Source organism: Pseudonocardia parietis (genome assembly GCF_017876315.1).
GTDB lineage: Bacteria > Actinomycetota > Actinomycetes > Mycobacteriales > Pseudonocardiaceae > Pseudonocardia > Pseudonocardia parietis.
This window is the reverse complement of sequence record NZ_JAGINU010000001.1, coordinates 4,442,889-4,468,528: the sequence shown is the minus strand read 5'-3', so window position 1 is coordinate 4,468,528 and position 25,640 is coordinate 4,442,889. Positions and strand designations below refer to the sequence as shown.

24 protein-coding genes are annotated in these 25,640 nt (G+C 73.8%); 16 read left to right on the top strand and 8 right to left on the bottom strand.

Annotated elements, in window-relative coordinates; genetic code table 11:
• Positions 1-30 precede the first annotated feature (30 nt).
• Complete coding sequence (locus JOF36_RS21165) at positions 31-495, bottom strand: DUF7144 family membrane protein (protein ID WP_210029950.1); 465 nt, start codon at positions 493-495, stop codon at positions 31-33.
• Positions 496-630: 135 nt separating this feature from the next.
• Between JOF36_RS21165 and JOF36_RS21160 the strand changes: the two genes are divergently transcribed.
• On the top strand, positions 631-1,470 hold the full coding sequence (locus tag JOF36_RS21160) for a YhjD/YihY/BrkB family envelope integrity protein (RefSeq protein WP_245352306.1): 840 nt from the start codon (positions 631-633) through the stop codon (positions 1,468-1,470).
• A 26-nt stretch (positions 1,471-1,496) separates the two neighbouring features.
• On the opposite strand, the gene JOF36_RS21155 is transcribed toward JOF36_RS21160, so the two are convergent.
• Positions 1,497-4,223, bottom strand: a complete 2,727-nt coding sequence (locus tag JOF36_RS21155; protein WP_210029932.1) for a winged helix-turn-helix domain-containing protein — start codon at positions 4,221-4,223, stop codon at positions 1,497-1,499.
• A gap of 247 nt (positions 4,224-4,470) precedes the next feature.
• Positions 4,471-5,718, bottom strand: coding sequence for an AI-2E family transporter (locus JOF36_RS21150; RefSeq protein WP_307862501.1), 1,248 nt, complete (start codon positions 5,716-5,718; stop codon positions 4,471-4,473).
• Between the two features lie 181 nt (positions 5,719-5,899).
• Between JOF36_RS21150 and JOF36_RS21145 the strand changes: the two genes are divergently transcribed.
• From JOF36_RS21145 to JOF36_RS21130, 4 genes are all read left to right on the top strand, one after another.
• On the top strand, positions 5,900-6,229 hold the full coding sequence (locus JOF36_RS21145) for a hypothetical protein (protein WP_210029930.1): 330 nt from the start codon (positions 5,900-5,902) through the stop codon (positions 6,227-6,229).
• Positions 6,230-6,470: 241 nt separating this feature from the next.
• Complete coding sequence (locus tag JOF36_RS21140) at positions 6,471-8,294, top strand: ABC-F family ATP-binding cassette domain-containing protein (RefSeq protein WP_210029928.1); 1,824 nt, start codon at positions 6,471-6,473, stop codon at positions 8,292-8,294.
• The gene (locus JOF36_RS21135; protein WP_307862500.1) at positions 8,291-8,695 is read left to right on the top strand and encodes a YciI family protein; all 405 of its coding nucleotides are present in this window, start codon (positions 8,291-8,293) and stop codon (positions 8,693-8,695) included. Before JOF36_RS21140 ends, JOF36_RS21135 begins: the two co-directional genes overlap by 4 nt.
• Positions 8,692-9,921, top strand: a complete 1,230-nt coding sequence (locus tag JOF36_RS21130; protein ID WP_210029926.1) for an RNA polymerase sigma factor — start codon at positions 8,692-8,694, stop codon at positions 9,919-9,921. Before JOF36_RS21135 ends, JOF36_RS21130 begins: the two co-directional genes overlap by 4 nt.
• A 19-nt stretch (positions 9,922-9,940) precedes the next feature.
• Here JOF36_RS21130 and JOF36_RS21125 read toward each other — a convergent pair whose 3' ends face one another.
• The gene (locus JOF36_RS21125) at positions 9,941-10,588 is read right to left on the bottom strand and encodes a TetR/AcrR family transcriptional regulator (RefSeq protein ID WP_210029924.1); all 648 of its coding nucleotides are present in this window, start codon (positions 10,586-10,588) and stop codon (positions 9,941-9,943) included.
• A gap of 106 nt (positions 10,589-10,694) precedes the next feature.
• Here JOF36_RS21125 and JOF36_RS21120 point away from each other — a divergent pair, with 106 nt between their 5' ends.
• On the top strand, positions 10,695-11,447 hold the full coding sequence (locus JOF36_RS21120; protein ID WP_307862499.1) for a sulfite exporter TauE/SafE family protein: 753 nt from the start codon (positions 10,695-10,697) through the stop codon (positions 11,445-11,447).
• A gap of 89 nt (positions 11,448-11,536) precedes the next feature.
• Positions 11,537-11,776 carry a hypothetical protein gene (locus JOF36_RS21115; RefSeq protein ID WP_210029920.1) on the top strand — a complete coding sequence of 80 codons (240 nt, stop codon included), beginning with the start codon at positions 11,537-11,539 and terminating at the stop codon, positions 11,774-11,776.
• Here the strand turns inward: JOF36_RS21115 and JOF36_RS21110 are convergent, their stop codons facing one another.
• The gene (locus tag JOF36_RS21110) at positions 11,777-13,105 is read right to left on the bottom strand and encodes an MFS transporter (RefSeq protein ID WP_245350928.1); all 1,329 of its coding nucleotides are present in this window, start codon (positions 13,103-13,105) and stop codon (positions 11,777-11,779) included.
• 258 nt (positions 13,106-13,363) lie between these two features.
• On the opposite strand from JOF36_RS21110, the gene JOF36_RS21105 reads away from it, so the two are divergent.
• A complete protein-coding gene (locus JOF36_RS21105; protein ID WP_210029918.1) occupies positions 13,364-14,296 on the top strand; it encodes a LysR family transcriptional regulator in 933 nt (310 codons plus the stop codon).
• A gap of 5 nt (positions 14,297-14,301) precedes the next feature.
• Here JOF36_RS21105 and JOF36_RS21100 read toward each other — a convergent pair whose 3' ends face one another.
• Positions 14,302-14,520, bottom strand: a complete 219-nt coding sequence (locus tag JOF36_RS21100; protein WP_210029916.1) for a PLDc N-terminal domain-containing protein — start codon at positions 14,518-14,520, stop codon at positions 14,302-14,304.
• Positions 14,521-14,689: 169 nt separating this feature from the next.
• Between JOF36_RS21100 and JOF36_RS21095 the strand changes: the two genes are divergently transcribed.
• The 7 genes from JOF36_RS21095 to JOF36_RS21065 all read left to right on the top strand — a co-directional run bounded on the left by JOF36_RS21095 (position 14,690) and on the right by JOF36_RS21065 (position 21,762).
• On the top strand, positions 14,690-15,826 hold the full coding sequence (locus JOF36_RS21095) for a M20/M25/M40 family metallo-hydrolase (protein WP_210029914.1): 1,137 nt from the start codon (positions 14,690-14,692) through the stop codon (positions 15,824-15,826).
• 66 nt (positions 15,827-15,892) lie between these two features.
• On the top strand, positions 15,893-17,032 hold the full coding sequence (locus JOF36_RS21090) for an AAA family ATPase (RefSeq protein ID WP_307862498.1): 1,140 nt from the start codon (positions 15,893-15,895) through the stop codon (positions 17,030-17,032).
• Between the two features lie 149 nt (positions 17,033-17,181).
• Positions 17,182-18,090, top strand: a complete 909-nt coding sequence (locus JOF36_RS21085; protein WP_210036005.1) for a DUF58 domain-containing protein — start codon at positions 17,182-17,184, stop codon at positions 18,088-18,090.
• The gene (locus JOF36_RS21080; RefSeq protein ID WP_210029912.1) at positions 18,087-19,076 is read left to right on the top strand and encodes a VWA domain-containing protein; all 990 of its coding nucleotides are present in this window, start codon (positions 18,087-18,089) and stop codon (positions 19,074-19,076) included. The genes JOF36_RS21085 and JOF36_RS21080 overlap by 4 nt, the downstream gene beginning before the upstream one ends.
• 51 nt (positions 19,077-19,127) lie before the next feature.
• The gene (gene fabG / locus JOF36_RS21075; protein WP_210029910.1) at positions 19,128-19,838 is read left to right on the top strand and encodes a 3-oxoacyl-ACP reductase FabG; all 711 of its coding nucleotides are present in this window, start codon (positions 19,128-19,130) and stop codon (positions 19,836-19,838) included.
• 57 nt (positions 19,839-19,895) lie between these two features.
• Positions 19,896-20,672, top strand: a complete 777-nt coding sequence (gene fabI, locus JOF36_RS21070; RefSeq protein WP_210029902.1) for an enoyl-ACP reductase FabI — start codon at positions 19,896-19,898, stop codon at positions 20,670-20,672.
• 43 nt (positions 20,673-20,715) lie between these two features.
• Positions 20,716-21,762 carry a ferrochelatase gene (locus JOF36_RS21065; RefSeq protein WP_210029900.1) on the top strand — a complete coding sequence of 349 codons (1,047 nt, stop codon included), beginning with the start codon at positions 20,716-20,718 and terminating at the stop codon, positions 21,760-21,762.
• Positions 21,763-21,889: 127 nt separating this feature from the next.
• Here JOF36_RS21065 and JOF36_RS21060 read toward each other — a convergent pair whose 3' ends face one another.
• Entirely contained in the window at positions 21,890-22,528 is a 639-nt protein-coding gene (locus JOF36_RS21060; protein ID WP_210029898.1) for a class I SAM-dependent methyltransferase, read from the bottom strand.
• A gap of 116 nt (positions 22,529-22,644) precedes the next feature.
• Here JOF36_RS21060 and JOF36_RS21055 point away from each other — a divergent pair, with 116 nt between their 5' ends.
• Positions 22,645-24,246 (top strand): alanine/glycine:cation symporter family protein, encoded by a 1,602-nt coding sequence (locus JOF36_RS21055; protein ID WP_210029890.1) that lies wholly within the window; start codon positions 22,645-22,647, stop codon positions 24,244-24,246.
• A gap of 22 nt (positions 24,247-24,268) precedes the next feature.
• Here JOF36_RS21055 and JOF36_RS21050 read toward each other — a convergent pair whose 3' ends face one another.
• A complete protein-coding gene (locus JOF36_RS21050; RefSeq protein ID WP_210029882.1) occupies positions 24,269-25,462 on the bottom strand; it encodes a tyrosine-type recombinase/integrase in 1,194 nt (397 codons plus the stop codon).
• Between the last annotated feature and the right edge of the window lie 178 nt (positions 25,463-25,640).

The window sequence follows — 25,640 nt, the reverse complement described above, 5'->3', positions numbered from 1 at the left end:
GGCGTCGTGGCAGTGGGATCAGGTCTGGGATCAGGTCCTGGCGAGATCCCGGTTGTAGGCGCACAGCGCCATGATCACGAAGACGTTCAGGATGATGATCACGATCGACCACACGGGGTAGTAGGGGATGAACAGGAAGTTCGCGAGCATGCTCAGCACCGCGATCCCGATCCCGACCGCCCGGCCCCAGGTCCGGCCGGTGAGCAGAGCGGCGCCGGCGGCGGCGAGCAGGATGCCGACGACGAGGTGCGCCCAGCCCCACGTCGTGAGGTCGAAGGCGAAGACGTACTCCGGCCCGACGACGTAGACCTCGTTGCGGAACAGCGCCACGATGCCCTGCAGCGCCCCGAAGACGCCTGCGGTGATCATGAGGATTCCGGCGAAGAACGCCAGGCCGGTCGTCCAGGCCGACCGGCGCAGGCCGAGCGGGCCCGCATCGGAGTTCGGATGGACCTCCTTGAACTCGGGGGACGTTGGTTTCTGGGACAGAGACATCCGGGACCTCCCGGGGCAGGGGACGAGAAAGGTGTGGTCAGCGTCGTGCCCCGGGAGTGGATCCTCCTCACCCGCGGAGGGTGAGCTGCCGGCGACGGAGCCGCGTCATGGTGTGCGGATGGGTGCCGCGTGATCATGGCGAACCTGCTCGAACTTCGTGACCGGGCCGTGCTGCGCTACGGGGACTCGCTCGTGCTGCGGGTGCCCCGGCGGATGGTCGCGATCGGTGGGTACGACCGCGCACTCGCCCTGTCCGCGCAGGCGTTCGTCGCACTCGTCCCGGTCGTCGTGATGGTCGCCGCCCTCGTCCCGGAGCACAGCGCCGCCGGCCGGGAGCTCGTGTCCGGCCTGGACCCGTCCGGACAGGCGGAGTCGGCGCTGGCCGGGTTGTTCGAGGAGCCGCCGGGGGTCGAGCCGCTGACCGTGCTCAGCTCGATCCTGCTCGTGCTGGCGGTGCTCGGCTTCACCCGGACCCTGCAGCGCGCCTACCTGGCCGGCTGGGAGGTGCCGCCGCACGGGGCCCGGGGTCTCCTGCACGGGTTGCTCGCCGCGGTCGCCCTGGTCGGCGAGTTCGCCCTGCTCGCGCTGCTCGGCCCGGTCTTCGCCGGCGTCCTGGACGGCACGGTGACCGGGATCGTCGTACGGGCGGTGGCGGCGGTCCTGCTGTGGTGGCCGATCCTGTACCTGCTGCTCGGCGGCACCGTCGGCTGGCGAACGCTGCTGCCGGGCGCCGCCCTCACCGGTGGCGGGCAGGTCGCGGTGATCCTCGTGTCCGGGTACTACCTCCCCGGGGCGGTGAACCGGGAGGCCGCCCGCTACGGGATGGCCGGTGTCGCCGTGGCACTGCTGTCCTGGCTGCTCGTGCTGGGCCTGCTCCTGGTCGTGTCCGCGGTCGCCAGTGCCGAGCTCGTCCGGCCGCACTCCGCGACGCGCGCCGAGGGCACGGCGGACGACCGCCCGGAACCGGACGCCTGACCGGCCGTCCGCTCAGCGCTGTCATTTCAGCGCGGTCCGGCCGCCACGCAGACCGCGCCGCCGAGCAGGCCACGCTGGCGGGCCACGGCCACGGCCTGGCGGCGGCTGCTCACCCCGAGCTTGCCGTAGATCGACCGGACGTGGCTCTTGACCGTGTTCACCGAGACGGTGAGGTCGGCGGCGACCTCCTCGAGCGACAGCAGGGACGGGAGCAGTCCGAGCACCGTGAGCTCCCGATCGCTCAGCAGCTCCTGCTGGGGCGCCCCGGGACCGGCGTCGAGCGCGCGGCTCGCGATGTCGTCCCACGGCCCGAAGCTGCCGTGATGGCGGATGAGCAGCGTGCGGACGTCCGGCTCGGCCAGGGTGAACGGCCGCAGCGCGTCGAGCGGTTCCGCCGCGGCCAGGGCAGCCGCCAGCCCGTGGCGTGCCGCGACCCGCTCGCTCGACCACAGGGCGACGGCCGTCTCCAGCAGCCAGGCGTCGACCACCGTGGCGGGGAGCAGCACCGGGACCGAGCCCTCCAGGACCGGACGGACCAGGCTGCGTGCGCGGTCGCGGTGGCAACCCGCTGCTTCGGACCACGCACGCATCATCAGCAGCTCGCCCGACTCCCCGGTCCGCTGCGCGAACCACGCGAGTGCGCTCTGCGCGGCGGCCTGGTGCCCGAGCAGCAGGGCGGCCCGGAACTCGAGCATCGCCATCGCGGCGCACTGCTCGGGGCTCGCCTCCTCGGTGCCGAAGTCCGAGCGTGCCCGCTGGAGCTCGACCAGCCCGCCCGCCCGGTCTCCCAGGTCGAAGCCCGCCGCACCGTGGACGGCCCGCAGGGCGAACCGCAGCGGCGGTGACGCCACGCCGGTACCCGCGTCGAGGCCGTCGGCGGCCACCCGTTCGGCGCCGACGGTCTCGCCGCTCACGAGCTCGGCGTACGCGAGCATGGCGGCGGCCGCGACCGGCACGGGCGTGTCGTCGTGGCCGCCCGCGGCGCCGAGTACCTCTCTGCACACCGTCCGGGTGGTGCGCAGGTCGCCGGAGGAGACGGCAACGACCCCCAGCAGGACGAGGGAAAGCTCCTGCAGGAAGCCGAGATCGTGGCGGCGGCTCAGCTCCAGTGTGGCGGTGAACTCGGCCCGCGCGCCCGCCCGGTCGCGGTGCGCGAGGCGTTCGTTTCCCCGGGCGAGACGCACGAGCGCCTCGGTCTGCGGCCCGGTCTGTGGCCCGGGCAACGGCCGGTCGGCGTCCGGGAGTGCGGCCGCGGCGGCGCCGGCCGCCCCGCCGCAGAACTGCTCGGCCACGGTCCGGAGCACGACGAGCTCGGTGGGGGCCCGGTCCGGCAGGCAACGACGCGCCGAGGCGAGATCCGCCTGCGCGGCCGCCGTCTCGCCGGTCCCGAGGTGGCCGAGCGAGGAGGCGAGGGACAACCAGGGGTCCGCCGCGACGGCGTCGGAGCCGGCCCGCGTCAACGCGTGTCGTAGCTGTCGGCGGTCTCCGCGCAGCAGCAGCGGCACGGCGAAGCGACGGAGCATCTCGCCGAGCAGGGCCGGGTCGGCGCTGCGTGCGGCATGGTCGAGGGCAGGGCGGGACTCGTCGCGCTCCGCCCACCATCGAGCGGCCACCGCGTGCAGCTGCGTCGCCCGGTGGCCGCCCCGGCGCTCGAGGTCGGCGAGCAGGTGGGTGCGCAGGAGCTCGTGGACGCCGTACGTGCCGGGCTCCTGCCCGGTGGTGGTGACCAGCGCCGTCCGGTGCGCGATCCGGTCGAGCATGCTGCCGGCGTCGTCCCGCCCGGTGAGCTCGGCGGCGAGCCCGGTGGGCACCGGGTCGCTGACGCTGACCAGGCGCAGGAAGTCGTGAACGTCGTCCGGCAGGCCGGCCACGATCTCGTCGGCGAGGTAGTCGGACACCGAACGTTCGGCGCCCGAGAACTGCGCCAGGTAGGTGTCGCGGTCGGCGGCCTGCTCGAGACCGCGCACGGCGAGCTGCAGCCCGGCGGCCCAACCGTCCGTGCGGCGGTGCAGGAGATCGACCTGCGCCGGTGCCAGGTGCAGTCCCGAGGCTTCCAGCAGGGCCGCCACCTCCTGACTCGAGAAGGCGAGGTGCTCCATGCGGAGTTCCTGCAACCGGCCGCCGAGGCGCAGGCGGGGCAGCGACAGCGGAGGGTCCAGCCGGGCGGCCAGAACGATGCGGACGGTCGCCGGCATGCTCCGGACCAGGCTCCGGACGATGTGCACAGCCACCGGGTCGACGAGCTCGTGCACGTCGTCGAGGACCAGTCGGACGGGCTGCGGCAGCGTCGTCAACGCGTCGGCGAGCTCGGCGACGAGCTCGGGAACGGCGCCCGGCCGCCACACCGGCCCGGAACGGACCCGGTTGCCGGGAGGGACCGCGGCACAGCGGGCGAGTGATGCCACGATCGACGCCCAGAGCCTGCCGGGTTCGTTGTCGTCACCGTCGACGGCGATCCAGGCGGTGTCGGTGAGACCCGTGCTCCGTGACCAGTCGGCGAGCAGCGTCGTCTTGCCGTACCCGGCGGGCGCGGAGACGAGCGAGAAGTCCGCCGACGCTCCCGCGTCGAGGGCGTCGTTCAACCCGGCACGCCTCAGGAACCGGGACGGGAGCGGCGGGACAGTGATCTTGACGCGCGGGATGCGCGGGATCGTGGGCGGCCTGGGGCAGCCGTCGTGGCTCCACGGATACCTGGCCGGGGACGGAACGTCGACTCCGTCGAGCGGTACCTCGTGCAGGGTTCTGAGCTTCATCTGGCGCCCTCTGTCCTGCTGTCACCGGTGGCCGCACGGCGTGCGACCCGCACCGGCCCGGACCCGTGCAGGTCTCGTTCACCACGGGCGGTCACGGACGGTGCGCATCGCAGAATGCGCCTCGCGCGACAAGATCACATCGTCAGGCTTGACGACGGACACGGTCACGGTCGCCCGGGCGCGCGGCAGCGCTACGCCGAGCGGCGGTGACCGCGCCTCGCGCCGGGAGCAGGGGAGAGGCGGGCACTCACCCGAGCGGCGCGGTCCTGGGCGGTTCCCCGGAGGCGTCGGGCAGGGCGACCGGGCCCGCATCGGCTGCCCGTGCGCCGTTCCCCCCGGGGCCGTCCACGGGCGCGCTCGCCTGCGGTGGCATCTCCTCCACCTCATCTGCTGTGCTCACCGCGGCGTCACCCGGGGTCGACCGCAGCAGCGCGTCGGCCCAGCCGACCCGCGGGTCGATGTCCACCAGGACCGCCTTGCAGAACAGCGTCAGCGGGACGGCGAGGATCGCGCCGAGCGGGCCGAGGAGCCAGGCCCAGAACATCAGCGACAGGAACGTGACCGTGACCGAGAGGCCCACCGCGTCCCCGATGAATCGCGGCTGGATCAACGACTGCACGACGAAGTTCAGCACCATGTAGACGACCACGACGGTGACCGCCAGTCCCGGTCCGCCGACGAACAGTGCCAGCAGTGCGGGCGGGATCACGCCGATGAGGAAGCCGACGTTGGGGATGTAGTTGGTGATGAAGGCCAGCAGCCCCCAGGTGATGGCGAGCGGGACCCCCAGCATGGCGAGTGCGATCGTGTCGAGCACCGCGACGATGAGCCCGAAGACCGTGGTCACGAGCAGGTACTGCCGCGAGCCGCGCGCGAAGTTCCGCAGGGCGTCGGCGACGGGCGCCCGGTCCACGGCGATCGACGCGAGCCGGTCGGTCGCCCCGGAGGTCTCCAGCCCCAGGAACAGCAGCAGCGCCAGCAGGAACACCAGGTTGGACGCCAGCCCCGCCACGCTGCTGACCAGCGCTCCCAGCAGCGCCGCCACCTTGCCCAGGTCCAGCGACTCCCGCGCCGCCGCGAGCTGCTCCGGGCCGATACCCAGCGCGGTGAGCCCGGATGACGCCGACCGGAGCATCGCGTCGGCCTGCCCGGTGTAGTTCGGCAGTTCGGTGGCGAGCCGGGCGACCGAGACGACGATCCCGAGGGCGAGCCCGATCATGATCGCGTAGACCGCCAGTACGAGCACCAGCGTGCTCAGCCAGCCCGGCAGACCCATCCGATGCAGCCGGCTACGGACCGGGGCGACCGCGATCACGATGATCAGGGCGAGAGCGGCCGGGCCGATCAGCCACGCCACGGCCCGCGCCCCGGTCAGGACGATCACCACCGACGCGGCGCCGAGCAGAATGATCAACGCGCGCGGAAGGGGCCGGGACGGGACGGCCCCACCGGGACCCCGCAGACCCCCGGTGTACGCCGTGGCGGTCGAGTTCACGAGGAGTGAAGCTAGGACCGGCCGAGCGCCCCGGCCTCACCCGCACCGGGTGGTCGCAGCTCGGTAGTGCGAGGTCGGGTGCCTGTCGGCGCGCCGTTCGTTTCATCCTCAAACGTGGCGAGGAGTCGTCCCGGGCTGCGGGTGGACACTTCTCGGCATCTCGCAGGCACGGGAGGTCGTCGTGACGATCAGACTGTTCCCGGGACCACCCGGGATCTCCGGTGACGCTCCTCGGCTCGCGCTCCGGGAGCAGGGGCATTACCGAGCGGCGGCCGGGCACGCCCGCCGGGTGATCCCGGGTCCGGTGGGCGAACTCGTCCACCGCGAGCTCCGGGCCTACGCCGAGTTCGGCCACCGCTTCGGCGACGACGCGCTGATCCAGCGTCTGGCAGCCGAGGTGCTCGCGATCCGGCCCGACGACCCGCAGGCGGAGGCGCACACCGCCGTGAGCGGGGTGCTCTCCCTGCTCGACGAGAGCTGGGGCGGCCCGCCACCACGCGACGGAAGCTGAGCGAGGTCGCTCCGCTCACGGCCGACACGTGCGGCCGTGCGAGCCGGGCGGAAATCGGGATGCCGCCGCGCGCCCGCGTCGTTAGCCTGATCGTCATGGCACGAGGCATCTGGTCGCAGAAGGTCCGCTCCGCCCGCTGACGGCGGCGCCTTCTCCCACCCGAATCAGCGCTCGCCGTTCCGGTTCCCGCCGGGCGGCCCGTTTCTGCTGCCCGGCTCCACTGCGAGCTGCGGAGCACCCGTTGAACCCCACCCCCGAATCCGCCCTGCCCGCTACCGCCGTCGAGGCGGGCGGTAGCGCCCACGTCCGGGCCGAGGGCGTGACCGTCACCCGCGGGTCCCGGCGCGTCCTGGACGACGTCACGGTCACCGTCCCGGCCCGGTCGCGGATCGCGGTCGTCGGCGAGAACGGCCGCGGCAAGACGACGCTGCTGCACGTGCTCGCCGGGCTGATCGCGCCGGACGACGGCGTCGTGCACCGGGCGGGCACGATCGGGCTGGCCCGCCAGGAGCTGGCCGCCCGCGACGGCGAGACCGTCGGCACGCTCACCTCCGAGGCCCTCGCAGCGAGCCTCTCCGCGTTGCAGGCGCTCGACGAGGCGACCGTCGCCCTGGCCGAGGGCAGCGCGGTAGCCGGCAGCGAGGCGGCCGGCAGCGAGGCGGCCGGCAGCGAGGCGGCCGGCAACGCGGCAGGCGGCGGCGCGGCAGCCGGCGGCGCGGTAGCCGGCGGCGCGGCGGTGTGCGGCGAGACGGCGGGCGACCGGTTCGCCGCCGCGCTCGAGGCGGCCACCCGGCTCGACGCGTGGGACGCCGAGCGCCGCGTCGACGTCGCCCTCGACGCCCTCGGCGCCTGCACCGACCGCGACCGTCCACTCTCGACGCTGTCGGTCGGGCAGCGCTACCGGGTCCGGCTGGCGTGCCTGCTCGGTGCCCGGCACGACGTCCTGCTGCTCGACGAGCCGACCAACCACCTCGACGCGGGCGGCCTGGACTTCCTGACCCGCACTCTGCGCGAGCACGCCGGAGGCATCGCCGTCGTCAGCCACGACCGTGCGCTGCTGCGCGACGTCGCCGAGAAGTTCCTCGATCTCGACCCCACCCGGGACGGGAAGCCGCGGTTGTACACGGGTGGCTACGACGCCTGGCAGGACGCCCGGCGTCGCGAGCGCGAGCACTGGGAGCGCGACTTCGCCGAGCAGCAGGCCGAGCACCGGCGCCTGCAGGACGCGGTGTCGAAGGCTCGCGACCGGCTCACCACCGGGTGGCGCCCGGACAAGGGGACCGGCAAGCACCAGCGCCAGTCCCGGGCCCCGGGCGTCGTGCAGGCGCTGCACCGCCGGCAGGACGCCCTCGAGGCGCACCGGCTCGACGTCCCGGCGCCGCCGCCGTCACTGCGCTGGCCCGATCTCGGTGTACGGCCGGGCGCGGCGCAGCTGCGGGCGCACGGCATCGTGGTGGCGGGGCGGCTGGCCGGGCCGGTCGACCTCACCCTCGACGGCGGTGACCGGCTGCTGGTCACGGGGCCGAACGGGGCCGGGAAGTCGACGTTGCTCGCGGTGCTGGCGGGTTCGCTCGAGCCGACCGAGGGGTACGTCCGGACGGCGAGTGGCGCCCGGGTCGTCCGGCTCGAGCAGGAGACCGCCGCGCAGGATCCCCGGCTCACGGCCCGTGAGGTGCACGCCCGATACGTGGGACGCCTGGTCGCCCGCGGGGTGCTCCGCGACGCCGACGTCGTACCGCTGGGCTCGCTCGGCCTGCTGGATCGCGACGCCCTGACCGCCCCGGTGGGCCGGATGTCGCAGGGTCAGCAGCGCCGGCTCGATCTCGCGCTGGCCCTGGCCGGGCGGCCCGGGACGATCCTGCTGGACGAACCGACGAACCACCTGTCGTCGGCGCTGGTCGACGAGCTGACCGAGGCGATCCGCGGGACGGGCGCCGCGGTCGTCGTCGCCACGCACGACCGGCAGCTGTTGCGGGACCTGGCGGGCTGGCCGCGGCGGGAACTCGGTGGAGAATGTCGCGACACCGGTGTCCGATCCGGCCCGGCCCGTTCGTCAGGAGTGTGACCGCGCAGCTCACACCGGAAGGGATCGCCGCCATGGCCCGCTACGTGTTCCTGATGTACGACTCCGAGGACTGGCACGACACCGTCGACGCCGAGGGTGTCGCCGACGAGTTCCGGCTGCACGAGGAGTTCATGGCCGCCGTGGTGGCGGCCGGGGCGAGCGTGACCGGCGGGGAGGCCCTCGAACGGTCGTCCACCGCGAGCACCGTGCGCCGCGGCTCCGGTGGGCAGACCGGCCCGCTGGTGACCGACGGGCCGTTCGCCGACACCAAGGAGGCACTCGGCGGCTTCTACGTGATCGAGGCGCCCGACCTGGACGTCGCGCTGCGCCTCGCCGCGTTCTGCCCCGCGGGCAACGTCGAGGTGCGCCCGGTCATGGAGATGCCCGACGACGCCGGATGACCGGTCTCGAGGAGGTGTTCCGCGCGGCGTGGCCGGTGGTCGTCGCGTCCACCGCGCGGTTCACCCGGGACCTCGACCTGGCCGAGGACTGCGCGCAGGAGGCCGTCGAGCGGGCCCTGCGGAGCTGGCCGGGCTGGGCCGGGGTCCCGGACAACCCGGCGGCCTGGCTGACCACCACCGCCCGCCGGATCGCGGTGGACCGGCTCCGGCGGGAGGCGACGCTGCGTCGCACGCTCCCGCTGCTCGTGGAAGCCCCGTCCGGCGACGACGACGGCGGCCCGGAGCCGACCGACCCGCTCCGGCTGGTGTTCACCTGCTGCCATCCCGCGCTCGCCCGCGAGTCGCAGGTGGCGCTGACCCTGCGGCTGGTGTGCGGGGTGGACGTCGCCGCGATCGCCGCGGTGCTGCTGACCGGCGAGGCGGGCGTCGCGCGGCGGATCACCCGGGCCAAGAACAAGATCGCCGCGGCGCGGGTGCCGTTCCGCGTCCCGCCCGACGACGAGCTGCCGGCCCGGCTCGACGCCGTGCTCACCGTCGTGCACCTCGTCTACACCGCCGGGCACGTCGGGCCCGGCTCCGGGCCGCGCGAGTCCGGGTTGCGTGACACCGGGCTGACCGGGCGGGCGATCGAGCTGGCCCGGATGCTCGTCGCGCTGCTGCCCGGGGAGCCGGAGCCGCGGGCCCTGCTCGGGCTGATGCTGCTGACCGAGGCCCGCGGCAGCGCCCGCACCGGCAGCGACGGTGAGCTCGTCCTGCTACCCGACCAGGACAGGTCCGGCTGGGACCGTGGGCTCATCCGGGAAGGGCTCGCGCTGGTCACCGCGGCGTTGCGCGCCGGGCCGGACGGACGCTTCGCGCTGCAGGCGGGCGTCGCGGGCCTGCACGCCGTCGCACCGAGCTGGGCGGAGACCGACTGGGCGCAGATCCTGACCACCTACGACGCCTTGCTGCGGGTCTGGCCGTCCCCGGTCGTCGCGCTCAACCGGGCGGTGGCGCGCGGCCGGCTGCCCGGGGCGGACCCGGCGGCGGTCCTGGCCGAGATCGACGCACTGGCGTCCGAGCTCGGGACCTACCCGTACCTGCCCGCCGCGCGCGCCGACCTGCTCGCGCGGCTCGGCCGGGCCGGCGAGGCCGCGGTGGCCTACGAGCAGGCGCTGGCGCGGACCACCAACCCGGTGGAACGGCGCTTCCTGGCCCGGCGACGGGCGGAGGCGGGCGTGCGGTGACCGTGTGCGACGGCGGGTGTCACAGCGTGGCCTCGACGGCGTCGAGGGTGCGGCGCAGGCCGCTCTCGAACAGCGGCTCGGCGCCGCCGGGGCCACGCACGACCGCTCCGCCGAGCAGCCGGGCCAGGACGGGCAGCTCCGCGGCCCGGCCGGAGCGTTCCAGGTCGGCCGCGGTGGGCAACCGGTCCCCGGCCAGTGCGGCCGAGCCGCGGACGTAGCCGTGCACGAGATGCAGGATCTCGACCGCGGCGTGCAGCGGGTGCCCGGTGGCCACGACGTGCGCGAGCAGTGCCTCCGCCCAGGCGCATTCGGCCGGCCCGGCGGTGCGGTCGCCGGCCAGTAGCCCGACCGCCCACGGATGCTCGCCGAGGACGTCGCGCAGCGCCGTCGCCCAGATCTCGCAGCCGAGCCGCAGCCCGCAGCCGTGCAGGTCCGGCGGTGCGCCCAGCGCGGTGTCGAGGAGCAGATCGACCAGTGCGTCCTTGCCCGGGACGTGCCGGTACAGCGACATCGGCGCGGTGCCCAGCTCGCGGGCCAGCCGGGGCATGGACACCGCGGCCAGCCCGTCGGCATCGGCGACGTCGAGCGCGGTGGCGACGATCGACACCCGGTCCAGCGCCCGGCGGACGGGGGCGGGCGGGGGAGACCAGCGCGGATCGGACGTCATGAGATGGTGAGCATACGCTCTGCGTATGTGGCCTTACACAGATGGTGTAAGCCTTACGCAACCCTCCCTGTCAGGGGCGCGACGACCGCTTCGTAGTGTGGTCGCAGTGGAGTTGTGGGAGGTCGCGGTCATCGCCCTGGCCGGGCTCTGGGCCGGGCTGATCAACACCGTCGTCGGGTCCGGGACGCTGGTGACCTTCCCGGTACTGGTGGCGCTCGGATTCCCGCCGGTGACGGCGACGACGTCGAACGCCATCGGTCTCATCAGCGGATCCATCACGGGCGCGATCGGCTACCGGAAGGAACTCGCGGGGCACGGCCCGCGCCTGCTGCGCTACGGCATCGCCTCGTTCTTCGGCGCGATCCTCGGCGCCGTGCTGCTGCTCTCGCTGCCGCCGGACGCGTTCGAGACGATCGTGCCGGTCCTCGTCGGGCTCTCGGTGCTGCTGGTCATGGCGCAGCCGGTGCTCGCGCGACGGCTGCGCAACCGGGAGCAGCGCAGCCGGACGTCGTCGCCGGGGCTCTACCTGCTGATCTTCCTGGTCGGCACCTACGGCGGCTACTTCACCGCCGCGCAGGGGATCATGCTGGTCGGCGTGATGGGCCTGCTCGTGGCCGACCCGCTGCAGCGCCTCAACGCCTTCAAGAACACCCTGGCCTCGGTGGTCAACCTGGTCGCCGGGGTGATCTACGCGTTCGTCGCGCCGGTGGACTGGACGGTCGTCGGGATCATCGCGGCGAGCTCCATCGTGGGCGGCCTGCTCGGGGCGAAGGTCGGGCGCAGGCTGCCGCCGGCACTGCTCCGCGCGGTGATCATCGTGATCGGCGTCGCCGCGGTGGCCGTCCTCGTCGTGGGGTAGGCCCCGGCAGCGCAACCACGGCCGGCCATGGACTGTCGGTGGTTCGTGCTCTGCTGTGTCCCGGCACGCCGGGGCGGAGGGCAGAGCAGGTGGACGAGGAGTCGGCGGCCGGGCTGCTCGTGGCGTTCGCCGGGCTGGCCGGCCGGGAGATCGGTGCCGCCGAGGCGCGCGCTGCGGTCCTGCGTGCACGCAGCCTGACGCCGTCCACGCTCAACGCGATCTGGGCACAGCACCGGCGGGCGCCGCGCACGGTCCCGCTGCGCGACTACCTCGCCCTGACCCTGCGGTTCGTGGAACAGGGACCACCCGGCGACGGGCCCGGCGCGTGACTACCGCGACTCCGCTCCGGTGGCCGCCGCCTCGGCCTCCGCCGCGTCGCGACGCGCGGACAGCGTGAGCAGGGCACGTGCCCCGAACAGCGACGCCAGGCAGCAGACCGCGACGAAGCCGATCGACGTCCAGATCGTCCCGGTCCCGGTGAGCAGGGACTGCAGGATGAGCGGCAGGGCGCCGCCGATCATGCCGGTCAGTGCGTAGGTGCCGGCGATCCCGGTGTAGCGCACGCTCGGCGGGAACGCCTGGGCGAGCATCCCCGCCATGATCGCGTAGTACATGACGTCCGGGATCGTCGCGATGACGGCGCCGAGCATCGCGAGCGGGTAGCTGCCGGTGCCGATGAGCACGAACATCAGCGGCAGGGCGACGACCTCGAGCGCGAGCAGCACGGTGACGACCGTGCGGACGTTCCACCGCGTCGCCAGCACCGCTCCGAACGGCTGGACGACGAACTGGACCACGCTGGAGACGAGGATGATCGTCAGGAAGCCCTCGCGCTCGAAACCGAGCTCGCTGGTGGCCCAGGCCAGCGCGAAGGTGTCCCGTGCATAGGTGAGCGCGAAGACGACGAGGATCGCGGCCACGCCGAGCAGCACCGGGCGCGTGTGCCCGCGGACGAGCGTGAGCAGCGGGATCCGCTCGGTCCGGCGGGAGGACTTCATCGCCGCGAACTCGGGCGACTCCTCCAGCTTGAGCCGGATGACGAGCCCGACGAGCACCAGGACCGCGGACGCCAGGAACGGCAGCCGCCACGCCCAGCCGAGCACCGCCTCGCTGGGCAGCTGGCTGATGGCGAGGAACGAGATCGTCGCGAGGATCCGCCCGGCGGGTGAGCCCTGCTGGGCGAACGCGCCGAACAGGAATCCGCGTTCCTTCTTCACGTGCTCGGTGGCGATCAGCACGGCGCCGCCCCACTCGCCACCGACGGCCAGACCCTGCACGGCGCGGAGCACACACAGCAGGATCGGCGCGAGCATGCCCACGTCGGCGTAGGTCGGGAGCAGGCCGATGCCGACCGTGCTGACCCCCATCAGCAGCAGCGTCGTGACCAGAGCCTTTTTGCGCCCCACCCGGTCACCGAGGTGCCCGAAGACGATCGCGCCGATCGGCCGGGACAGGAAACCGATCCAGAACGTGGCGAACGAGAGCAGGATCCCGACCGACGGCGGGACCTCGGCGAAGAACAGCGGCGCGAAGACCAGCGCGGACGCCAGACCGTAGATGTAGAAGTCGTACCACTCGACCGTGGTGCCCACGAAGGACGCCCAGCCCGCCTTCCGGGCCATCTTCTCGTCGTCGCGCAAGCGACCGGTGATCGGCATGTGCTCGTCTCTCATCTGTCGCGGACGTCATCGGCGCGCAGAACCGCGGGCGGGGTGTGCCGCGGCCCGGTAGCGGGGCCGGAGGGACGGTGTGTGTTGCGTCTCGCACCGGACCCGCGGACGGCACGCTACGGGCGCGATTGTGTGCCGACCAACACGACTTGGCGCTACAGTTGATTCGCTGGTGCGAATCAATCGGCGATGACCTGGGCGAACGCCGTTCGGTGCGGCGGCACCGGCGACCACGGGTGGGATCGAGTGGAACTCAGGCACCTGCGAGCGTTCGTGGTCGTCGCCGAGGAGCTCAACTTCCGGCGCGCCGCCGAGCGGCTGGGCATCTCGCAGCCGCCGCTGTCCCAGATGATCAAGAAGCTGGAGCGCGGGGTCGGGACCACCCTGCTGCAGCGCACGACCCGGCGGGTCACGCTCACCGCTGCGGGCGCGGCCTTCCTGGTCGAGGCCCGGCGCGCGCTGGACGCGGTGCAGGCCGCGAGCGACCGCGCACGGGAGGCGGCGGCCGGTCACTCCGGGCACGTCCGGCTGGGCTTCACCGGCCCCGGCTCGTACCAGGTACTGCTGGATCTGGCGCGCCGGTTCCGCGAACAACGACCCGGGGTCCGGCTCGAGACGGTCGCGCCCTACCTGACCGGTGAGCTACTGGAGATGCTGCACCGGGGTGAGATCGACGCGGCGCTGGTCCGCCTGCCCGTATCGACCACCGGGCTCCGGGTCCGCGAGATCACCCGGGAGCGCTTCCTGGTGGCCCTGCCGGCCGACCACCGGTTCGCCGACCGCACCGAGATCACCGTTCCGGATCTCCGGGACCAGCCGCTGATCGGGTATCCCGCCCGCCGGGGCTCCGTGCTCACCACGGCGATCCACGGTGCGTTCCACCGGCACGGGATGAGCCCGACGATCCGTCAGGAGGCGCCGGACATGCACACGGCCATGGTCCTGGCCGGGGCGGGTCGCGGGGTCGGGCTGGTGCTCGAGACCGCCAGGCATCTGAAGGTGCCCGGCGTCGTGCTCGTGCCGCTCTCCGGCGGTCCGGAGGTCCCGCTCGCCCTCGCCTGGCGCGAGGACGACCCGGGCCCTGCGCTGCGCGCCATGGTCGAGCTGCTGGACGGCGACGGGACCTGCCTGCTGGACGGCGACGGAACCTGCCTGCTGGACGGCGACGGCACCTGCTGAGGCGGTCAGCGCCTGCGGCCGCGGGCGAAGTAGGCGATCGGGCCGGCGAAGTTGACCAGCGCGGCGAGCGCCCACGCCCAGCGCGGGCCGTTCACCTCGGCCGGTCGACGGCGCGCGAGGTCCGCCCACGCCGCGCCGAGCAGCCCGAACTGCAGGATCGCGGTGAGCGCCACCAGGATCCGCCCGCCGGTGCCGAGGTCGCGCCACTTCAGGTTCTTCGCCATGTGGTGATCCTGCCAGCCCGGTGCGGGGCGAGGCGGCACCGTGTGGCTCGGCCGGTGATCAGCCGTTCGTAGTGGATAGGTGCCAGATCCGGCACCTATCCACTACGAACGCGTGATCATGCTCAGGAGATGAGGACCACCTGCGGGTGCTGGAGGAAGTGGGAGCCGCATGACTCTGCTGGACGCCGCGCGGGCGGCGCTGCCGTCGATGCTCGCGGACCTGCGCGGTTACGTCGAGATCGAGACCCCGAGCGACGACCGGGCCGCGCTGGCGACCGGCCTGTCCTGGTTGGACGGTCTGGTCACCGAGCGGGTGGGCCCCGCCACGTCGTCGTCCACAGTGGAGGGTGGGGAGTTCGGCGACGTCCGGCTCCTGGAGTTCGACGGCTCGGCCGCCGACCCGGTGCTGCTGCTGGCCCACTACGACACCGTGTGGCCGGTCGGGACCCTGGCCGGGATGCCGTTCGCGGTCGACGGCGACCGGATCACCGGGCCCGGGGTGTTCGACATGAAGGCCGGGCTGGTCCAGGCGCTGTGGGCGGCCCGGATCGCCCGCGAGGCCGGCCTCGCGCTGCCGCCGATCCGGCTGCTGCTGACCGGCGACGAGGAGATCGGTTCGCCGGTGTCCCGGCCGGTGATCGAGAAGGCCGCCGTCGGTGCCCGGGCCGGGCTGGTGTTCGAGCCGGCAGGCCCGGGCGGGGCGGTGAAGACCGCGCGCAAGGGCGTCGGGATCTTCCGGGTCGACGTCGACGGCGTCGAGGCGCACGCCGGGCTGGACCCGACGGCCGGGGCGAGCGCCGTCGACGAGCTCGCCCGGCTGGTGCTCGACCTGCACTCCGCGGCCGATCTCGACGCCGGGACCAGCGTGAACGTCGGCGTCGTCGGTGGCGGCAGCCGCACCAACGTGACGGCCGGGCACGCCTGGGGCGAGTTCGACGTCCGGGTGTCGAGCGCCGCCGAGATCACCCGGATCGAGCGGGTGCTCGACGGCCTGGCGGCCCGGCACCCGGACGCGGCCGTGCGGGTCACGGGGGAGTGGAACCGGCCGGTGATGGAACGGACCCCGCAGACCGCCGGGCTCTACGGCATCGCCACGGCGGCGGCGTCCGGGATCGGGGTGGATCTGTCCGAGATCGCCGTCGGCGGGGCCAGCGACGCGAACTTCCTCGCCGCGCTCGGCCTCGGCGTGCTGGACGGGCTCGGCGCGCACGGTGGCGGCGCGCACGCCCGGCACGAACACGCGCTGGTGTCCGGCGTGGTCCGGCAGACGGCGCTCACCGCCGCGGTGCTGCACGCCCTGGCCTGACCGGACCGAGCCACGGCCAGGGGAAGTTTCACCGGAGTCACACGGGCCGCGCGATGGGATGGCACGGTGAGCACGACTGGGTCGAACGACATCTCCGCGACCGGCGCCCCGACCACCCCGGCCTCGGACGCCGAGCGGCTCGAGCGAGCGGTGCTCGAGGTCAAGCGGGTGATCGTCGGCCAGGACCGGCTGGTCGAGCGGATGCTCGTCGGCCTGCTGGCCAAGGGACACCTGCTGCTCGAGGGCGTCCCCGGCGTCGCGAAGACCCTGGCGGTGGAGACGTTCGCCCGGGTCGTCGGCGGGAGCTTCTCGCGCCTGCAGTTCACCCCCGACCTGGTGCCCGCCGACATCCTGGGTACCCGCATCTACCGGCAGGGGCGCGAGGAGTTCGACATCGAGCTCGGCCCGGTCGTCGCGAACTTCGTGCTCGCCGACGAGATCAACCGCGCGCCGGCCAAGGTGCAGTCCGCGATGCTCGAGGTGATGGCCGAGCGCAAGCTCTCCCTCGGCGGCCGCGACCACCCGATGCCGGACCCGTTCCTGGTGCTCGCCACCCAGAACCCGATCGAGAACGAGGGCGTCTACCCGCTGCCCGAGGCGCAGCGCGACCGCTTCCTGTTCAAGCTGCTCATCGAGTACCCGGGGATCGAGGAGGAGCGCGAGATCATCTACCGGATGGGGTCGACCCCGCCGGAGCCCACGCAGATCCTCTCCCCGGCCGAGCTGGTGCACCTGCAGCGCACCGCCGCCGACGTCTTCGTCCACCACGCCCTGGTCGACTACGTGGTCCGCCTCGTCGTCGCGACCCGGCACCCGGGCGAGCACGGGCTCTCCGACGTGGCCTCGTGGATCGCCTACGGCGCCTCGCCCCGCGCGTCGCTGGGCATCGTGGCCGCCGCCCGCGCGCTCGCACTCGTGCGGGGCCGGGACTACGTGCTCCCGCAGGACGTGCTGGAGGTCGCGCCGGACGCGCTGCGGCACCGTCTCGTGCTGTCCTACGACGCCGTCGCCGACCAGGTCCCGGTCGACCACATCGTCTCCCGGGTGCTGCAGACCGTGCCGCTGCCGCAGGTCAGCGCCCGCCCCGGCACGGTGCCCGCGCCGGCCGCGGCCCCGGCGGGCCCGGCGTGGCCGGAGGCACAGCCGGCGGACCAGCCCGCTCCCGGCACCGGATCGGCGGGCGGCCCGGCAGGTGGCCCGGCGTGACGGCCGAGACCCCGGCGGGCACGCCCGGCGGACCGGAACCCGGCAGACCGGAACCCGGCAGACCGGAACCCGACGGGTCGGAACCCGGCGGCCCGGCGGCCGGGGCCGGCGCGGCGCCCGGCCGCGGTGACGGCTCGACGCCCGATCTCGTGCGGCTCGAGGCGTCGCTCAAGTCCCTGGAGCTGACCGTGCGCCGCCGGCTCGACGGGTTGCTGCAGGGCAACCACGTCGGCCTGCTGCCCGGACCGGGCAGCGAGCCGGGGGAGGCCCGGCTCTACCAGCCCGGCGACGACGTCCGCCGGATGGACTGGTCGGTCACCGCCCGCACCACCAGCCCGCACGTCCGCGAGACCGTCGCCGACCGCGAGCTGGAGACCTGGGCGGTCGTCGACCTGTCCCGCAGCCTCGACTTCGGCACCGCGGGCACCGACAAGCGCCACCTCGCGCTGGCCGGGCTCACCGCCGTCGCCCAGCTCACCGTGGGTGGCGGGAACCGGATCGGCGCCGTCGTCGCGAACGGGGAGCAGACGCTGCGGCTGCCCGCCCGCGGAGGCCTGGCGCACGCACGCGGGCTGCTCCGCCGGGTGGCGACGATGCCGCCCGCGCCCGAGGGTGTCCGCGGCGACCTCACCGACGCGCTGGACCAGCTGCGCCGCCCACCGCGCCGCCGCGGCCTGGTCGCGGTGGTCTCCGACTTCCTCGGCGAGCCGGTGTGGGAGCGGTCGCTGCGCGCGCTGTCCGGCCGGCACGACCTGCTCGCGATCGAGCTCGTCGACCCGCGTGAGCTGGAGCTGCCCGACGTCGGCACCGTCGTGCTCGCCGACCCGGAGACCGGGCGCCAGCGCGAGGTGGAGACGACGCCGCTGCTGCGCCGCGAGTTCGCCGCGGCCGCGTCCGCGCACCGCGACCGGGTCGCCGCCGCGCTGCGCCGCTGCGGCGCGGCGCAGCTGACCCTGCGGACCGACCGGGACTGGGTGGCCGACATCGTGCGGTTCGCCGTCGCGCGCAAGCACGCCTGGTCCGGGGGCGGGGCGCCGCGCGCCGGGAGGCCGGCATGACGTTCGCGAGCCCGTGGTGGCTGCTCGGGCTGCTCGTCGTCGCGGCGATGGTCGGCGGGTACGTGTGGCTGCTGCGCCGGCGCCGCCGCGACGTCGTCCGGTTCACCAACCTGGAGCTGCTCGAGACGGTCGCCCCGAAGCGCCCCGGCCGGCTGCGGCACCTCCCGGCGATCGCGATGATCGCGGCGCTGGCGGTGCTGACGGTCGCCCTGGCCGGCCCGCAGGCGATGGCGAAGGTCCCGCGCAACCGGGCCACCGTGATGCTGGTGATCGACGTGTCGCTGTCGATGAAGGCGACCGACGTCGCACCCAGCCGGCTGGCCGCCGCGCAGTCGGCGGCCAAACAGTTCGCCGACCAGCTCACCCCGGGCGTCAACCTGGGCCTGGTCTCGTTCGCCGGGACCGCCGCGGTCCTGGTGTCGCCGACCACCGACCGCGCCGGCGTGAAGAACGGCGTGGACAACCTCGCGCTCGCCGAGTCCACCGCGACCGGCGAGGCGATCTTCACCGCGATGCAGTCGATCGACACCTTCTCCCGGTCCCTGCAGGGCGGGCCGGACCAGGAGGGCGTGCCCCCGCCGTCGCGGGTCGTGCTGCTCTCCGACGGCACCCAGACCGTCCCCGGCCCCGACGGCGAGAACGAGCCGCGGGGTTCGTTCACCGCCGCGTCCGAGGCTGCGGCCCGGGGGATCCCGGTCTCGACGATCTCGTTCGGGACCAGCTACGGCTCGATCGAGCTCGACGGCGGGCGCACCCCGGTGGCCGTCGACGACGCCTCGATGGAACGCATCGCGACGCTGTCCGGCGGCCGGTTCTTCACCGCCGCCACGGAATCCGAGCTGCGTGCGGTCTACTCCGACCTGTCCGAGGAGCTCGGATACGAGGAACGCGAGGTCGACGCCAGCCGGCCGTGGATGATCGGCGGGTTCCTCCTGCTGATCAGCGGGCTCGGGGCGGGGATCCTGCTCGGGCGCCGGTTGCCGTGAGCCGGGTCCGACCTCCGCGGCGCCCGGAGGCCGTACGTTAAGTTCTCCGGCGTGGGACGCAGCGTGCTCGTGACCGGAGGCAACCGCGGTATCGGACTGGCGATCGCGAGTGCGTTCGCCGCCCAGGGGGACCGGGTGGCGGTGACCTACCGCTCCGGGAAGGACGGCGTCGGGGACGACCTGCTGCCGGTGCACTGCGACGTGACCGACGCCGCGTCGGTGGACGCCGCCTTCACCGAGGTCGAGGCCGCGCACGGACCGGTCGAGGTGCTGGTGTCCAACGCCGGGATCAACGACGACGGCCTGCTCATGCGGATGAGCGAGGAGTCGTTCACCGGGGTCGTCGACGCCAACCTGACCGCCGCCTACCGGGTCGCCAAGCGCGCGTCACGGGGGATGCTGAAGGCCAAGGGCGGGCGGATGATCTTCATCTCGTCGGTGGTCGGGCTGTCCGGCTCGGCGGGGCAGGTCAACTACGCGGCCTCGAAGTCCGGGCTCGTCGGCCTGGCCCGCTCGGTGGCCCGCGAGCTCGGCAGCCGGGGCATCACCGCGAACGTCGTCGCCCCCGGGTTCGTCGACACCGACATGACCCGCGCGCTGCCCGAGAAGCGGCGCGACGAGATCCTCGGGACGATCCCGCTGGCCCGCTACGCCGACGCCGACGAGGTCGCCTCGGTCGTCACCTTCCTCGCCTCGCCGGGCGCCGGCTACGTGACCGGGGCGGTCGTCCCGGTCGACGGCGGCCTGGGCATGGGTCACTAGGCCGGGGTCACCTACGCCCCGGTCACGTAGGCCCGCACGGAACTTCGAAAGGACGTCATGGGACTGCTCGACGGCAAGCGGCTGCTGATCACCGGTGTGATCACCGATGCCTCGCTCGCCTTCCACTCCGCCAAGATCGCCCAGGAGCAGGGCGCCGAGGTGGTGCTCACCGGCTTCGGCCGGATGCGGCTGGTCGAGCGGATCGCGCAGCGGCTGCCGAAGCCCGCACCGGTCGTCGAGCTGGACGTGTCGGACCAGGAGCAGCTGGACTCGCTGGTCGAGCGGGTCACGCCGCACCTCGGGGACGACCCGCGGCTCGACGGCGTGCTGCACTCGATCGGGTTCGCCCCGCCCGGTGCGCTGGGGGAGGGCGCGTTCCTCAAGGCCGAGTGGGCGGACGTCGCGACCACCATCCAGGTCAGCGCCTTCTCGCTGAAGTCCCTGGCGATGGCGTGCAAGCCGCTGCTCGGACCCGGCAGCTCGATCGTCGGGATGGACTTCGACAACCGGCAGGCCTGGCCGGCCTACGACTGGATGGGCGTCGCGAAGTCGGCGCTGGAGTCGGTCACCCGCTACCTGGCCCGTGACCTGGGCCGCGACGGCATCCGGGTCAACCTGGTCGCCGCCGGCCCGGTGAAGACGATGGCCGCCAAGTCGATCCCGGGCTTCGACGCGTTCGAGGACGTCTGGGACGCCCGGGCCCCGCTCGGCTGGGACATGAACGACCCGGTGCCGGTCGCCAAGACCGTCTGCGCGGTGCTCTCGGACTGGATGCCGACCACCACCGGCTCGATGGTGATGGCCGACGGCGGGGTGCACGCGGTCGGGGTCTGAGGCCCGCGGGCGGCGCCGCGGGGCGGGGTCGATAATCGGACACGTGCCCGAACAGTTCGACGCCATCCTGGTGCTGTCCTTCGGTGGGCCCGAGGCCCCCGACGAGGTCCGGTCGTTCCTGGAGAACGTGACCCGGGGCCGCGGCGTACCGCCCGAGCGGCTCGACGCCGTCGAGGAGCACTACCAGCACTTCGGCGGCGTCTCACCGATCAACGCCCGCAACCGGGAGCTGGTCCTGGCGATCGCCGCCCGCACCGAGCTCCCGGTGTACTTCGGGAACCGGAACTGGCACCCGTTCGCCGAGGACACCGTCCGCGAGATGGCCGGCGCCGGGATCGGCCGGGCGCTGGTGTTCGCCACCAGCGCCTACGGCGGCTACTCGGCGTGCCGCCAGTACCACGAGGACATCGCCCGGGCCCGGGCCGCGACCGGGGACGACGCGCCGGAGCTGGTGAAGCTGCGGCACTTCCACGACCACCCCGACTTCGTCCGCGCGAACGCCGACGGCGTCCGCGCCGCCCTGCAGGAGCTGCCCGAGGAGCAGCGCGACACCGCCCGGCTGGTGTTCACCGCGCACTCGATCCCGAACTCCGCCGACGCCGCCGCCGGCACCCCGGCCGAGGGCGGGCACCGCTACTCCCGCCAGGTCGGCGAGGCGGCCGCGCTGGTCGCCGCGGAGCTGGGGACCGACGACTTCGACGTCGTCTGGCAGTCCCGCTCCGGCCCGCCGCAGGTGCCGTGGCTGGAGCCGGACGTGGTCGACCACATCGACGACCTGGCCGCCAAGGGCGTCCCGGCGGTCGTCGTCGCGCCGGTGGGGTTCGTCTCCGACCACGTCGAGGTCATCTGGGACCTCGACACCGAGGCCGCCGAGCGCGCCGCCGAGCACGGCATGGGCTTCGCCCGGGCGGCGACTGCCGGGCCGGACCCGCGCTTCGCCGACATGGTGATCGAGCTGGTCCGCGAGCACACCGACGGCGGGGACGTGCGCCGGCTCGGCTCCGTGCCGTCGACCGGCTGCACCCGCAACGGCGCGCCCTGCGCCGTGGACTGCTGCCTGCCGCAGAAGCGCCCCGCGCGCCCGAGCTGACGCCGCCCCCGGACCCGCGCCCCGTACCCGGCGTGCGGCACGTCGCACCCCGTCGGCCGACCTCGCACCGACTGCACCCGGTGCGAGGTACCCCGGCGGGGCGAGGTCCCGGACGGAGGCTGTGTACTCAGGTGCGGACGATGCGGGCCAGGTGCGCGGGGACGTCCACCACCGTGCCGGGCGGTTGACCGTAGGCGTCGGCGAGGTCGGTGGTGACGATGCCGCGGTAGGTGGTGGAGGCGATCTCCTCGACCGTCCACACCGGACCCGTGAACGCCGCCCGGATCGCGGCGGCGTCGATCACCGGCCCGAACTCGGCGGCCGCGCCGGTACGGGCGAGCGCCAGCAGGTGCACGACCCCGCCGGAGCGCACGAGCCCGGCCAGCCCGCGGGCGTAGCGGGCCTGGTCGCCGGGGTCGAACACGTGGAACAGGGCGCTGTCGAGCACGGTGTCGAACCGGCCGAGGTCGCCCGGGTCCAGGGCGTCGGTGACGGCGAACCGGGCCGCGACGCCGTGGTCGCGGGCCCGGTCCCGGGCACGGGCGATCGCGGTGGGGGAGGCGTCGGTGCCCAGCACGTCCAGGCCGAGCCGGGTGAGGTGGACGGTGTGCTCGCCGGTCCCGCAGCCGGGCTCGAGAATCCGGCCGGTGAGTTCCCCGCGGTCGGCGAGGGCGACGACGGCGGGCTGCGGCTCGCCGATCACCCAGGGCGGATCGCCCTCGGCGTAAGCGCGGTCGAAGAAGTCGGGCTGTGGTGTGGACTCCATGCGGACAGCCTGCGACCTCGACCGGGGTTCAGCTCAAGCCGCCGCGAGCCTACGATTCGGTAACCGTTCCGGGTGAGTGTTGCCTCTCGTCCGGTTGTCCGCTGAGGTTCCGGTCCATGTCGCCCGTCACATCAGCGGCCGCGGTTCCGACCCCGCCGCCGCTCACCGACGTTCTCGCGCAGGAGTCCTCGCAACCCGGGGTGCTCGGCGCCATCGAGAACGCGATCAACAGCGCTTTCACCCCGATCTCCGACGCGGTATCGACCTTCGTGTTCGACGTGGGCTTCCCGGTCGGCGGTACCACGTTCCCCTGGATCGTCGCCTGGCTGATCCTCGCGGCAGTCGTGTTCACCGTCTACTTCGGGTTCGTCCAGGCGCGCAGCTTCGGGCTCGCGTTGAAGATCGTCCGCGGCAGGTACACGCGCAAGGACGAGCAGGGCGAGATCACGCACTTCCAGGCCCTGTCCTCCGCGCTGTCCGGGACGGTCGGGCTCGGCAACATCGCCGGTGTCGGCGTCGCGATGACGATCGGCGGGCCGGGCGCGACCTTCTGGATGGTCCTGGCCGGCCTGTTCGGTATGTGCACCAAGTTCGTCGAGTGCACCCTCGGCGTCCGGTATCGCGAGATCCACGAGGACGGCACCGTATCCGGCGGGCCGATGCACTACCTGCGCAAGGGCGTCGCCGAGCGGATCCCGAACCGCTTCGGCGCGATGTTGGGCAAGACCCTCGCCGTGCTCGCCGCGATCTTCCTGCTGTGTTTCGGCATCGGCGGCGGCAACATGTTCCAGGCCAACCAGACGTTCGCCCTGCTGGAGGACGTCACCGGCGGCGAGGAGGGACTGCTCGGCGGTGCGGGTTCGGCCACGATCTTCGGGGTCGTGCTCGCGGCCGTGGTCGGCGCCGTGATCTTCGGCGGGATCAAGGTGATCGGCAAGGTCACCAGCCGGCTCGTGCCGGCGATGGGCATCATCTACGTGCTCGGATGCCTGACCGTCATCCTGGTCAACATCGACCAGGTCCCCGCGGCGATCGGAGCGATCTTCGCGGGTGCCTTCGCCGCCGAGGGGGTCGTCGGCGGGATCGTCGGCGCCATGATCGTCGGGTTCACCCGGGCGGCGTTCTCCAACGAGGCCGGTCTCGGTTCGGCCCCGATCGCGCACTCCGCGGTGCGCACCGACAACCCGGTCACCGAGGGCTACGTCGCGTTGCTCGAACCGTTCGTCGACACCGTCATCATCTGCACCATGACCGCGCTGACGATCATCATCGCCGGCTCGGCGTTCTGGAACGAGGCCCAGGCGACCTACCTGGCGACCGGGACGGAACCCGACGGCGTCGTGGTCACGTCGAGTGCGTTCGAGACCGTCGTGCCCTGGTTCCCGTACGTGCTGGTGGTGGCCGTCGCGCTGTTCGCGATCTCCACGATGATCACCTGGGGGTACTACGGGCAGAAGGCCTGGACGTACCTGTTCGGCAAGAGCCTGCTCTCCGAGCGGATCTACCAGGGCGTGTTCTGCTTCTTCATCGTCGTCGGCTCGGTGCTCACGCTGGACAGCGTGCTGAACTTCGCCGACGCGGTGCTGTTCCTGCTGGCGCTGTTCAACATCCTCGGGCTCTACATCCTCGCTCCGGTGGTGAAGCAGGAGGTGCGGAAGTTCCGCCGGAAGATCGAGGACGGCGAGGTCGTCGAGCAGCGGGAGCGCGAACCCTCCTGACCCGCGACCCCGGGCGCCGGGCTCAGCCGGTGGGACCGGTGACGAGCCCGGTGACCAGGTCGGCCGCACTGCCGGAGCGGGTGCGCAGCGAGCGGTCGTAGTGCCGGGTGGTGGCGATGCTGGCGTGCCCGACGTCGGCCTGGACGTGCTGGATCGGCGCGCCCGCCTCCAGGGCCAGGGTGACGTAGGCGTGGCGCAGCGTGTGCGGGTGCACCCGCTCGGCGACGTCGGCCAGCTCCGGGCCCGCGTTGCGGGCGATCCGGCGCAGCAGCAGGTACAGGTCGTGCCGCGAGCACCGGCCGCCGTCGCGGGTGGCGAGCATGGGGGAGCGGCGGGCACCCGCGGTGCGGGCCGGCAGCGTGTCGCCGTACTCGCGGTCGCGCAGCAGCAGGTACGCGGTCAGGGCGTCGACGGTCGCCGCCCCGGGGAACACCTCGCGCTCCGTGCCGCCCTTGCCGCGGACCCGCAGCACCCGCTCGCCACCGGTCACGACGAGGTCGGCGCGGTCCAGCCCGGTGATCTCGGAGATCCGCAGGCCCAGGGTGAGCAGTGCGACGTAGGCGACGGCCCGTTGGGCGTAGAGCTCGCGGTGCCGGGTGCGGTTGGGCAGCTGGGCCGCCGAGGTCCACAGGGCACGGACCTGGGGGGCCGTGAGCCGGATCGTCGGGGACGGGTCCCGCGACGTCCCGGTGAGGCCGAGCCGCCCCCGGTGCAGCGCGGCCGGGTTGGCGTCGATCACGCCGTCCTCGGCCAGGAACCCGTAGAACGCCGACACCGTCGACAGCATTCGGGCCCGGGTCCGCTTGCCGGCGCCTGCGGCGTCGAGTGCGTGCAGCCAGGTCGTGACGTGCGCGGCCGTCGCCGCCCGCGGGTCCAGCGCGTGGCCGGCGCACCAGCGGAAGTACGCCAGGTGGTGCAGCCGTCCGCGGCGGGCCGGGGGTGGGGTGCGCCCGCCGCCGTCCCTCTCGGGCACGGACCGGTCGGCGCCGGTGACGGCGTCGGCCCACTCCGGCGGCAGGCCCAGCGCGTAGGCGTAGGTGCGCCGGGTCTGCGCCGCGCCGTAACCGGCCAGCCAGCGGGCGACCAGGGTGCGCAGTGCCCCGGGGTCGTCGACGCCGGGCCAGTCCGAGTCCGGCCCGGTGTGCGGCCCGGGGACCTCGGGCTCCGGGCGGCGGGGCAGCGCGGAGAGCAGGGTGAGCGCAGCGGGATCGGCCATCGCCGACGATCGTGCCGGACGGCCGGGCCCGGGCGGGAACCGACACGCGCCGATGATCCCCGTCCGGGTGCGTCCGGGCGTACGCCGCGCTCCCGGAACAGGGATCTTCACGGCCCCACGAACGTGCGGACTCCGCGGCACCACGTGATTTCCGTGTCGCGCCGGGTAGCAGGTAGCC